Genomic DNA, 10,700 nt, shown 5'->3' with positions numbered 1-10,700 from the left:
ATCTTACTTTTAGTGGTCTATAAAGGGAGGTTTACAGTTGGCGATCAATTGCGATCGCGGTGTAAATATAGGCTTACATTGGGGGCTTGAATGTCAGTCTAGATCCTGACATCAAGATCTAGACTAAGGGATGTTTTACTGCTGTCGCGGAGTTACAGAACAATATTTTGCAGGGCGTTATTTACCAATACAAAAAGAGCTAAAAATCTTTCCTAATAGGTCATCTGAAGTAAATTTGCCAGTGATCTCCGATAATGCCATTTGAGTCATGCGTAGTTCTTCGGCCAACAACTCGCCTGCTTGATAGACTTCGAGTTGTTCTTTACCTAATTGCAGATGGCTGCTAGCAAGGTCAAGTGCTTCTAAATGGCGACGACGCGCGATAAAACCACCTTCTAGATTACTTTGATAACCCATTAAGGATTTTAGGTGTTGTTGCAGCGTTGCTACACCTAGGCCCGTTTTAGCCGATATACGGTGAACGGGGTGTCCTGCTTCTTCGGTAACATCCAATGTTTCGCCAGTGAGATCGGCTTTATTACGGACGACTGTTATACCTAAGTTTTTTGGTAGGCGATCGATAAAGTCTGGCCAAATTTCGTGAGGATCAACGGCGGTCGTCGTGGTGCCATCAACCATAAACAATACTTGATCGGCGGTTGTTATCTCGTCCCATGCGCGTTCAATACCTATCTTTTCAACGGTATCGACAGTATCACGCAAGCCCGCGGTATCGATGATGTGCAGTGGCATGCCGTCTAGGTGAATATGTTCGCGCAATACATCGCGAGTGGTGCCTGCTATTTCGGTGACAATAGCGGACTCTTTACCGGCGAGAGCATTGAGTAAGCTTGATTTACCTGCATTAGGACGGCCTGCAATAACCACTTTCATGCCTTCACGGATGATAGAACCCTGTTTTGCACTTGCTTGCACTGAATCGAGCTGAGTGATGATCCGGTACAGCGATGCCGCGACTTTGCCGTCAGATAAAAAATCGACTTCTTCATCTGGGAAATCAATGGCAGCCTCAACGTATAAGCGTAGGTTGGTGGTCTGTTCGACAAGTTCGTGTACTTGGGTTGAAAATTCGCCCTGTAGCGAGTTTAAAGCACTTTTAGCTGCTTGTTCGCTAGTGGCATCAATTAGGTCTGCAATCGCTTCTGCTTGCGTTAGGTCAAGCTTGTCGTTCATAAAAGCTTGCTCGCTGAACTCACCGGGTTTGGCGATACGCAAACCCGTGGTTTCCATCACACGCTTAATGAGCATATCAAGCACGATTTGGCCACCGTGACCTTGAAGTTCTAGTACGTCTTCACCGGTAAATGAGTTAGGGCCTTTAAAATATAAAGCGATACCTTGGTCGATAACCTCGCCTTGGTCATTTTTAAAGTCACAGTAGTCGGCATAACGGGTTTTAGGTATGCGCCCAATTACCGCCATAGCCACATTGCTAGCTAAGTCGCCAGACACTCGAATAATACCGACACCGCCACGACCTGGAGCGGTCGCTTGTGCCACGATAGTATCTGTTGTCATTACTGTGTTTCCTAGTTCAAATATGAAAGGTGATTAACAAAAAGTGTTTCTCATTAAATGAGAAAAGCGGCTGATACCGAAGTATCTAGCCGCTTTGCTTAGTTGGAACTAAGAGTTATTTTAACCCTTTCTTCGCCAAGCCAGCATAGATAATCTTCTGCTGTGTAATCGCGACTAAGTTACCTACCAACCAGTATAGAACCAGACCCGCTGGGAACCATAAGAAGAATACGGTAAAGATAACTGGCATCCATTGCATCATCTTAACTTGCATTGGATCCATAGTCGGTGCCATTGGCTGCATTCTTTGCATCACAAACATTGAGATACCCATTAGAATAGGCATCACATAGTATGGATCTTGTACTGATAAATCAGTAATCCATAACATGAATGGTGCATGACGTAGCTCGTAACTTTCTAACAATACCCAGTATAGAGCGATGAAAATTGGCATTTGTAGCAAGATTGGTAGACAGCCACCCATAGGGTTAACTTTCTCTTTCTTGTACAGTTCCATCATCGCCTGACCCATCTTCTGACGGTCATCACCCATGCGTTCTTTCATTTCCGCAAGTTTAGGCTGTAGATTACGCATCTTCGCCATAGAGGTGTATTGCGCTTTCGTTAGTGGATATAACATGCCACGAACGGTAAGCGTAATAAGGATAATTGCCACACCCCAGTTGCCCACAAATGATTGATAGAACATCAATAACCAGTGAATTGGAATGGCTAGCCACCAAAGGAAACCGTAGTCAACAACCAGATTTAATGATTCAGAGATAGCAGATAGCGCTTCTTGATCTTTAGGGCCGACATAGAACTGGGCTTTAATGGTCTGTTCGCTACCAGGTGCGATATCATATAGCGCGCCACGGAAACCGATGTTAGCTAATCCGCCCGCGCTTACGCTTGAGAAGATAACGTTTTTATCAGTTGCTGGTGGTACCCAAGCAGAAACGAAATAGTGTTGTAGCATTGCTGCCCAACCACCAAGAGTCGATTTGTCTAGGTTCTTATCAGCCATATCGTCGAAGCTGTATTTCTCATAGCGTGTATCTGCTGTTGAGAATGCGCCACCACGATAAGTCGGCATCATCATGCTGCTTTCGCTTTTCTTGATGCTGTGCTTGATTTGGCCATACATCTGAACTTGAAGCTGTGCACTAGAGCCGTTGTTGATTTGGTAAGCAACATCAACATTATGTTTACCGCGGTAGAAGGTAAACATTTTAGTGTAGGTCACACCGTTAGGTGCTAAGTAGGTTAATGGCACATTTAATGTGTCTTGGCCTGCTGCTAAGTCAAAATCACGGGCTGTGCTATCGAAATGTGCACGACCTGTAGTACTGCTGTCGATACCATCACGACCAATTAGACCACTTTGAGCGACATAATAGATGTCATTAGTTTGCTCTAGCAGAACAAATGGGTCTTCAGCTTCTTCTTTCAGTTTATGAGACAGCAAAGCTGAATAAACGATGTCACCGCCAATTGGATCAATTCTGATTTCAAGTTGGTCAGTGGTCACAGTGATGAGTTCTTTAGAAGCAGTAATCACTTCTGGTAATGCTGAATCAGCATTTGGAACATCTGAACTATGAGCATCGGCGACAGTAGACGCCGCTACTGAAGATTGAGTTTGCGCTACAACCGGTTGAGGAGCTTGATCCGTTTGCCATTGTTGCCAAAGTAAAAAGCTGACAAAAAGCAGACCGATAAGCAATATATTGCGTTGAGATTCCATAGCCTATTTATCGCACCTATTTTTTTTGTGAGGGACGGGGTCTTCACCACCCGGATGTAAAGGGTGACATTTTAATATGCGTTTCGCTGCAAACCAACATCCTGTCACAAATCCATGCAAACGAATTGCTTCTATTGCATAGTGTGAACATGTTGGATTGAACCTGCAACGAGGTCCCAGCATGGGACTTATGAGTACTTGGTAGCCACGAATAATCGTAGTTGCTAGCCATTGTAACGGCGAGAGAGTTTTCGCCATAGCTTTTCTACCAATTTTTTGAGTTCTGCACTTTCCATATCAAGTACGCCATTTCTGACGAGCACAACGATATCTACAGCGGGAAGATCATGCTGATGTAAACGAAAATTATCTCTAATTACACGTTTAATACGGTTTCGTTGATGAGCTTTCTTTACATAACGCTTAGCAATCGTTAGTCCTAAACGTGGATGTTGTTCAGAATTAGGAATAGCAAGTAAGGTTATTTCAGCGGAAGACGCTTTGATAGGTTTGGTAAAGACAGATTTAAATTGCGCGGGAGTTAACAAACGTAACTCCCGCGTAAAGGTATAGCTGGTCACTTGCATCTCTACTTAAGCAGAAAGACGAGTGCGACCTTTAGCACGGCGACGTGCGATAACCTTGCGGCCACCTACAGTAGCCATACGAGCGCGGAAGCCGTGAGAACGCTTGCGCTTCAGGTTGCTAGGTTGAAAAGTACGTTTACTCATTATGGCAATCCGTCTTTGTTAGGTTAATAAACCTTAGTCTCTAGAAATTAGAGGTAAGGGCAAAAAAGAGGCCGAATTGTAATCACTTTAATTGAGCACGTCAATACGCAATCGACTTAAGTGATTAAATAATGCCATCTCCGTTTTTTCTTCGAACATTAAAAACTACTATAAAATGTGGATAACTCTGTGAGTTACCACTATATCTAGTGGTTCCACTGATCTAAAAGCAGATCGAAGTTAATCTATTATAGATCGTTCTGGATCGCTTTATAAAGCTGGATTTGAGGGTTTTTGCACTATTTTTGATCGCAGCAGATCCCTTAAGATCGAGATCTTATCGATTGCCTTATCTATCTGGGGATAAATATATTTAAAGGATAGCGATCAGCGTGATCTCACTATAGAATACACCTCTTTTGTAAGATGTTTTGGGGATAAGTACGTGGCGGTTTCACTTTGGCAACAATGTATCGCAAGGCTGCAAGATGAGCTTTCTGCTCAGCAATTCAGTATGTGGATAAGACCGTTACAGGCAGAGATGGAAGGCGATACGCTTGTCATATATGCACCTAACCGTTTCGTTTTAGATTGGGTTAGAGACAAATACCTTAATATCATCAATCAATTCTTTATTGAACAAATGGGTGCTGATGCACCTAACTTGCGCTTTGATATAGGCAGTCGTCCATCGGCTAAGCCAATTGTGCAGGCTACCGCTTCGATCAGAAGTCGACCTGCGGTTAGACAAGCGGTAGAGAAACCTATTTTTAATACTCCGCATTCTGCTCCAGCGCCCTCGGCTAATCATCGTAGCAACATTAATCCGACCTACCAGTTTGATAACTTCGTTGAAGGTAAATCAAACCAATTAGGTAAAGCGGCTGCAATGCAGGTTGCTGAGAATCCGGGCGGTGCTTACAACCCACTGTTTCTTTATGGCGGTACTGGTTTGGGTAAAACCCACCTTTTGCACGCCGTGGGTAATGGCATTATTAAGAACAAGCCTGATGCTAAAGTGGTTTACATGCATTCAGAGCGTTTTGTACAGGATATGGTTAAAGCCCTACAAAACAATGCAATTGAAGAATTTAAGCGTTACTACCGCAGTGTTGATGCACTCTTTATTGATGACATTCAATTCTTTGCCAACAAAGATCGTTCACAAGAAGAATTTTTCCATACCTTTAACGCACTATTAGAAGGTAATCATCAGATCATTCTGACGTCAGATAAGTATCCAAAAGAGATCGATGGTGTTGAAGATCGTCTTAAATCTCGTTTCGGTTGGGGCTTAACGGTTGCTATTGAACCACCTGAACTAGAAACTCGTGTGGCGATCTTGATGCGTAAAGCGCAAGAGAGTGGCATTAACTTACCTGATGAAGTGGCATTCTTTATTGCTAAGCGTTTGCGTTCTAATGTTCGTGAGCTTGAAGGCGCGTTAAACCGTGTTATCGCTAATGCGAATTTTACCGGTCGTCCAATTACTATCGATTTCGTCCGCGAAGCATTACGTGACTTACTTGCACTGCAAGAAAAGCTGGTCACTATCGATAATATTCAAAAGACCGTGGCTGAGTACTATAAAATTAAAATGGCTGATATGTTGTCGAAGCGTCGTTCACGCAGTGTGGCACGTCCAAGACAAATGGCGATGGCATTATCAAAAGAACTTACCAACCAAAGCTTGCCTGAGATTGGTGATGCATTTGGTGGCCGTGACCATACAACCGTTTTACATGCATGTCGTAAAATTGCGCAGTTGCGTGAAGAAAGTCATGACATTAAAGAAGATTATGCTAACTTGATAAGAACCTTATCTTCTTAATATCAGGGAGTTGAAACGAATGAAATTTTCTATTGATAGGGATGCCCTATTAAAGCCACTTCAGTTAGTTAGTGGAGCGGTGGAGAGACGTCACAACTTGCCTATTCTGGCGAACCTTTTAGTAGAAGTAAGTGCTCACTCACTTAAGTTGACTGGCACCGATTTAGAAGTTGAATTGGTGGGTGAAGTTCAACTTGAGGGTGACGTCATTGAAGGGCGAACCACGGTTCCAGCGAAAAAATTTCTAGATATTGTTAAGTCTTTACCTGATCTGGTCGAGCTTAAGATTGAACAGCAAGAAAACCGTTTATTGTTACGTTCTGGTCGCAGCCGTTTTACGTTGGCAACCTTGCCTGCTGAAGAGTACCCTAATGTAGAAGCGTTTACAGCTGATATTGAATTTACCCTCAAGCAAGGCACGATGAAGTCCTTGATTGATGCGACTCAGTTCTCAATGGCTAATCAAGATGTACGTTACTACCTCAATGGCTTGTTATTAGAGACCGAAGGTAATGTTTTGCGTGCTATCGCAACCGATGGTCACCGTCTTGCTTTGAGTCATCGTATTATTGACGCCACTTTGCCTGAAAAGCAGGTAATTGTGCCGCGTAAAGGCGTGTTAGAGCTGATGCGCTCGTTCGAAGGTGATGATTTAGATGTCACCATCGCTATTGGTGACAACGCCATTAGAGCGACGACAGCGACTGCTGTGTTTACCAGTAAGCTGGTCGACGGACGTTTCCCTGATTATCGCCGAGTGTTGCCAAAAGGCGGCGATAAGATTGTTATTGCCAACCGTCTGCAGCTTAAACAGGCGTTGCTACGTGCTTCTATTTTATCGAATGAAAAGTTTCGTGGTGTGCGAGTACAGTTAGAAAACAACCTGATTAAGATCACTGCCAATAACCCTGAACAGGAAGAAGCGGAAGAGATCTTAGATGTTGAATACGAAAACACTCCGTTAGAGATTGGTTTTAACGTCAGTTATCTACTGGATGTATTAAACAACTTACCTTCTGATGACGTGCGTATTACGCTTATTGATGGTAATTCAAGCGCACTTATCGATAATCACATAGAGCAGAACTCTATGTATGTTGTTATGCCAATGCGCTTATAACAGACTGTTTTATTCTGCTTTAGAGACCAGATAAAGTACTTCGACACACCGTCGGCTTTATCTGGTATAAATGACCACTTCAGAAAAATCCTCCCCGTTGCATTTAAAGGGTATTAATGAGCCTTAACCGTCTTCATATTGAAGCTTTCCGTAATATTGTCTCTGCGCAGTTGCAGCCAGGTGAAGGGCTCAATTTAATTTATGGCAAAAATGGCAGTGGCAAGACCAGCATTTTAGAAGCCATCTATTTTTTGGGAATGGGGCGCTCTTTTCGCAGTCATCTGTCGCAGCGAGTTATTCAACATGATCAAGATGCGCTGACGTTATTTGCCAATATGCAAACCGGTGAAGAGGACAGTAAGATAGGCCTCAGACGTTTTAGAAGCGGCGAGATTGAAGTTAAAATTAATGGCGATAAAGTTAAACGTTTATCGACGTTAGCGGAAACATTACCGATTCAGGTGATCACTCCCGAAAGCTTTTCATTGCTTTTTGAGGGGCCAAAAGCCAGACGGCAGTTTATTGATTGGGGTGCGTTCCATTCTGACCCTCGTTTTTATGCGGCATGGGTAAATGTACGACGAATTATAAAGCAACGAAATCAGTTGCTCAGGGATGAATCGCCCTATAGTTCGATACAATTTTGGGATAAAGAATTTATTCGTTATGCTGAACTGGTTACCGATATACGAAAGCAATATGTAGACTCGTTAAATGAGCTACTTAAGGGTATAATCGAAGAGTTTTTACCTCAGGTTGATGTGAAGGTTTCTTTTACCCGAGGATGGGATAGTAAAACAGAGTATGCACAGCTGCTCGAGACGCAGTATCCCAGAGATTTAGCCACAGGCTTTACCGTCAGCGGACCTCATAAAGCGGACTTAAGGTTGCGGGTAGGAACACTACCTGCACAAGATGCTTTGTCCCGCGGACAGTTGAAATTGTTAGTCTGTGCATTGCGTATTGCACAAGGAAAGTTGCTCAAACAACAAATAGATAAAAAAAGTATTTATCTGGTGGATGATCTTCCATCGGAATTGGATGCACAGCATAGAAAACTATTGCTACAGCAGTTAGCAGATACCGGGGCACAAGTTTTTGTCACGGCAATCGAACCAGCAGCAATAGTCGATTCGTTAATCACGCCGCCAAGTAAGGTGTTCCATGTGGAACATGGGTGTGTAACGGTAATTGAATAACCGACGAGAGTATAATATGTCAGAGAATAGTTATGATTCTTCGAGTATTAAGGTATTAAAAGGCCTTGATGCGGTACGTAAAAGACCAGGAATGTACATTGGTGATACCGATGATGGCACCGGTCTACATCACATGGTATTCGAAGTGGTCGATAACTCTATCGATGAAGCATTAGCCGGCCACTGTAACGACGTCATTATTACTATTCATGCCGATGGTTCCGTTTCGGTTAAAGATGATGGACGTGGTATCCCAGTTGCGATTCACCCAGAAGAGGGTATTTCTGCGGCTGAAGTGATCATGACGGTACTGCATGCTGGCGGTAAGTTCGATGATAACTCGTATAAAGTTTCTGGTGGTCTTCACGGTGTAGGTGTTTCAGTGGTAAACGCACTCTCTAGTAAGGTGCAGTTGACCATTCGTCGTGACGGTAAGCTTTATGAGCAATTTTACACCCACGGTGTACCTGATGCGCCTGTTAAAGAGATTGGTGATTCGACTAATACCGGTACTGAGCTAAGATTCTGGCCAAGTACCGATACGTTCACCAATGTCCTGTTTCATTTTGAGATTCTTGCCAAGCGTGTCCGTGAACTGTCTTTCCTAAACTCAGGTGTAGGTATTCGCTTAATTGATGAGCGTGATGATAAAGATGAGTTCTTCAAGTACGAAGGCGGTATTAGTGCGTTTGTTGACTACTTAAACGTTAACAAGACACCGGTAAACAAAGAAGTTTTCCATTTTATTCATGAGCGTGACGACGGTATTACCGTTGAAGTGGCTATGCAGTGGAATGACGGTTTCCAAGAGAACATCTTCTGTTTTACTAACAACATTCCTCAACGCGATGGTGGTACTCACTTAGCGGGTTTCCGTGGTGCGTTGACGCGTAACCTGAACAACTACATGGAAAAAGAGGGTTATAACAAGAAGGGCAAGACTAACGCGACTGGCGATGATGCTCGTGAAGGTTTGACCGCTGTTATCTCTGTTAAGGTTCCAGATCCTAAATTTAGCTCACAGACCAAAGACAAATTGGTGTCGAGTGAAGTTAAAACGGCTGTTGAGCAGACAATGGGTGAGCAGTTAGCTGATTACCTAGTTGAACATCCAAATGAAGCTAAGTTGATTGTTGGTAAGATCATCGATGCATCTCGTGCTCGTGAAGCGGCGCGTAAAGCCCGTGAATTGACACGTCGTAAAGGCGCATTAGATTTAGGTGGTTTGCCAGGTAAGTTGGCCGATTGCCAAGAGAAGGACCCAGGTCTTTCTGAAATATACATAGTGGAAGGTGACTCTGCTGGCGGATCAGCCAAGCAGGGACGTAACCGTAAGAACCAAGCGATTCTTCCGCTTAAAGGTAAGATCTTAAACGTTGAAAAAGCACGTTTTGATAAAATGTTGTCTTCGCAAGAAGTAGTCACGCTGATTACTGCACTCGGTTGTGGTATTGGCCGTGATGAATATGATCCTGATAAGACCCGTTATCACAACATTGTTATCATGACCGATGCCGACGTCGATGGCTCGCACATTCGTACCTTGCTATTGACCTTCTTCTTCCGTCAAATGCCTGAGCTTATCGAACGTGGTTATATCTATATTGCACAGCCACCTTTGTACAAAGTGAAAAAGGGTAAGCAAGAGCAGTATCTAAAAGATGATCCTGCACTAACTGAGTACCTAACGACTCAAGCATTGGATAACGCTAATGTTTATCCTTCGCAAGGTGCACCAGGTATGTCTGGCCAGCCGCTAGAGACATTGGTTAAGCAGTACCGCGAAGTAGAAGCGGTTATTAAGCGTCTTGAAAAGCGTTACCCAACTAACATTGTTGACTTGATGTTGTACCACCCAACATTAACTAACGAGATGTTGAGTGATGAAGCACAAGTTAAAGTTTGGTCTGATGCCTTTATTGCTGACTTAATTGAAAAAGAGTCTGGCGGTATCTTGTATAGTGCAGAGCCTATTCTTGATCCAGAGCGTCAGGTTTATCTACCAAAAATTACTATTCGTAAGCATGGTATTGATACTAACTATCTGTTCACATATGACTTTTTCCAGTCTACCGATTATCAGCGCATTGTTAAGTTAGGTGCTGAGATTGATGGTCTAGTTGAAGCTGGCGGTTATGTTCAGCGTGGCGAACGGACTAAAGATGTCACTAGCTTTATTGAAGCACTTGATTGGTTAATGAGTGAAGCTAAACGTGGTCAATATATCCAACGTTATAAGGGATTGGGTGAGATGAACCCTGAGCAGTTGTGGGAAACTACAATGGATCCAGAGTCTCGTCGTATGCTGCAAGTGACCATTGAAGATGCGATTGGTGCTGACCAGTTATTCACTTGTTTGATGGGTGATCACGTTGAGCCTCGTCGTGAGTTTATTGAGTCTAACGCGCTTAACGTGGCTAACTTAGACGTATAGTCTTATTGCGAAAGTACTTACTTTGCAAATAGTGAAATCGGCGCATACAGCGCCGATTTTTTTTGTTGTATTGCATATTAGTCTTTACCACAGCCT

Annotated in this window: 9 protein-coding genes; 4 read left to right on the top strand and 5 right to left on the bottom strand. The window is 43.4% G+C overall.

Going from position 1 to position 10,700, the window contains the following annotated elements:
- Positions 1-177: 177 nt before the first annotated feature.
- The 5 genes from mnmE to rpmH all read right to left on the bottom strand — a co-directional run bounded on the left by mnmE (position 178) and on the right by rpmH (position 4,020).
- The gene (gene mnmE / locus CXF82_RS03620) at positions 178-1,539 is read right to left on the bottom strand and encodes a tRNA uridine-5-carboxymethylaminomethyl(34) synthesis GTPase MnmE (protein WP_101089162.1); all 1,362 of its coding nucleotides are present in this window, start codon (positions 1,537-1,539) and stop codon (positions 178-180) included.
- Between the two features lie 115 nt (positions 1,540-1,654).
- On the bottom strand, positions 1,655-3,289 hold the full coding sequence (gene yidC / locus CXF82_RS03615) for a membrane protein insertase YidC (protein WP_102043668.1): 1,635 nt from the start codon (positions 3,287-3,289) through the stop codon (positions 1,655-1,657).
- A gap of 3 nt (positions 3,290-3,292) precedes the next feature.
- Positions 3,293-3,547 carry a membrane protein insertion efficiency factor YidD gene (yidD, locus tag CXF82_RS03610; protein ID WP_101089164.1) on the bottom strand — a complete coding sequence of 85 codons (255 nt, stop codon included), beginning with the start codon at positions 3,545-3,547 and terminating at the stop codon, positions 3,293-3,295.
- Positions 3,514-3,870 carry a ribonuclease P protein component gene (gene rnpA, locus CXF82_RS03605; RefSeq protein WP_101089174.1) on the bottom strand — a complete coding sequence of 119 codons (357 nt, stop codon included), beginning with the start codon at positions 3,868-3,870 and terminating at the stop codon, positions 3,514-3,516. Before rnpA ends, yidD begins: the two co-directional genes overlap by 34 nt.
- Before the next feature lie 12 nt (positions 3,871-3,882).
- A complete protein-coding gene (gene rpmH / locus CXF82_RS03600) occupies positions 3,883-4,020 on the bottom strand; it encodes a 50S ribosomal protein L34 (protein ID WP_101089165.1) in 138 nt (45 codons plus the stop codon).
- Positions 4,021-4,465: 445 nt separating this feature from the next.
- On the opposite strand from rpmH, the gene dnaA reads away from it, so the two are divergent.
- The 4 genes from dnaA (at position 4,466) to gyrB (ending at position 10,604) form a co-directional block, all read left to right on the top strand.
- The gene (dnaA, locus tag CXF82_RS03595; protein ID WP_102038657.1) at positions 4,466-5,851 is read left to right on the top strand and encodes a chromosomal replication initiator protein DnaA; all 1,386 of its coding nucleotides are present in this window, start codon (positions 4,466-4,468) and stop codon (positions 5,849-5,851) included.
- Positions 5,852-5,870: 19 nt separating this feature from the next.
- Positions 5,871-6,971, top strand: coding sequence for a DNA polymerase III subunit beta (dnaN, locus tag CXF82_RS03590; protein ID WP_101089167.1), 1,101 nt, complete (start codon positions 5,871-5,873; stop codon positions 6,969-6,971).
- A gap of 116 nt (positions 6,972-7,087) precedes the next feature.
- Positions 7,088-8,170 carry a DNA replication/repair protein RecF gene (recF, locus tag CXF82_RS03585; RefSeq protein ID WP_101089168.1) on the top strand — a complete coding sequence of 361 codons (1,083 nt, stop codon included), beginning with the start codon at positions 7,088-7,090 and terminating at the stop codon, positions 8,168-8,170.
- A 16-nt stretch (positions 8,171-8,186) separates the two neighbouring features.
- Positions 8,187-10,604: a DNA topoisomerase (ATP-hydrolyzing) subunit B gene (gene gyrB, locus CXF82_RS03580; protein ID WP_101089169.1), complete on the top strand. Its 2,418-nt coding sequence runs from the start codon at positions 8,187-8,189 to the stop codon at positions 10,602-10,604.
- Positions 10,605-10,700 lie beyond the last annotated feature (96 nt).

It is taken from the genome of Shewanella sp. GutDb-MelDb, assembly GCF_002836075.1.
Lineage (GTDB): Bacteria > Pseudomonadota > Gammaproteobacteria > Enterobacterales > Shewanellaceae > Shewanella.
The sequence above is the reverse complement of the archived record's forward strand: the minus strand, read 5'-3'. Positions and strand labels throughout refer to the sequence as shown.

Coding starts and splice junctions, on each gene's coding strand:
- yidD (WP_101089164.1), bottom strand. CDS start 3,547: ATGGCGAAAACTCTCTCGCCGTTACAATGGCTAGCAACTACGATTATT.
- dnaN (WP_101089167.1), top strand. CDS start 5,871: ATGAAATTTTCTATTGATAGGGATGCCCTATTAAAGCCACTTCAGTTA.
- yidC (WP_102043668.1), bottom strand. CDS start 3,289: ATGGAATCTCAACGCAATATATTGCTTATCGGTCTGCTTTTTGTCAGC.
- mnmE (WP_101089162.1), bottom strand. CDS start 1,539: ATGACAACAGATACTATCGTGGCACAAGCGACCGCTCCAGGTCGTGGC.
- rpmH (WP_101089165.1), bottom strand. CDS start 4,020: ATGAGTAAACGTACTTTTCAACCTAGCAACCTGAAGCGCAAGCGTTCT.
- recF (WP_101089168.1), top strand. CDS start 7,088: ATGAGCCTTAACCGTCTTCATATTGAAGCTTTCCGTAATATTGTCTCT.
- gyrB (WP_101089169.1), top strand. CDS start 8,187: ATGTCAGAGAATAGTTATGATTCTTCGAGTATTAAGGTATTAAAAGGC.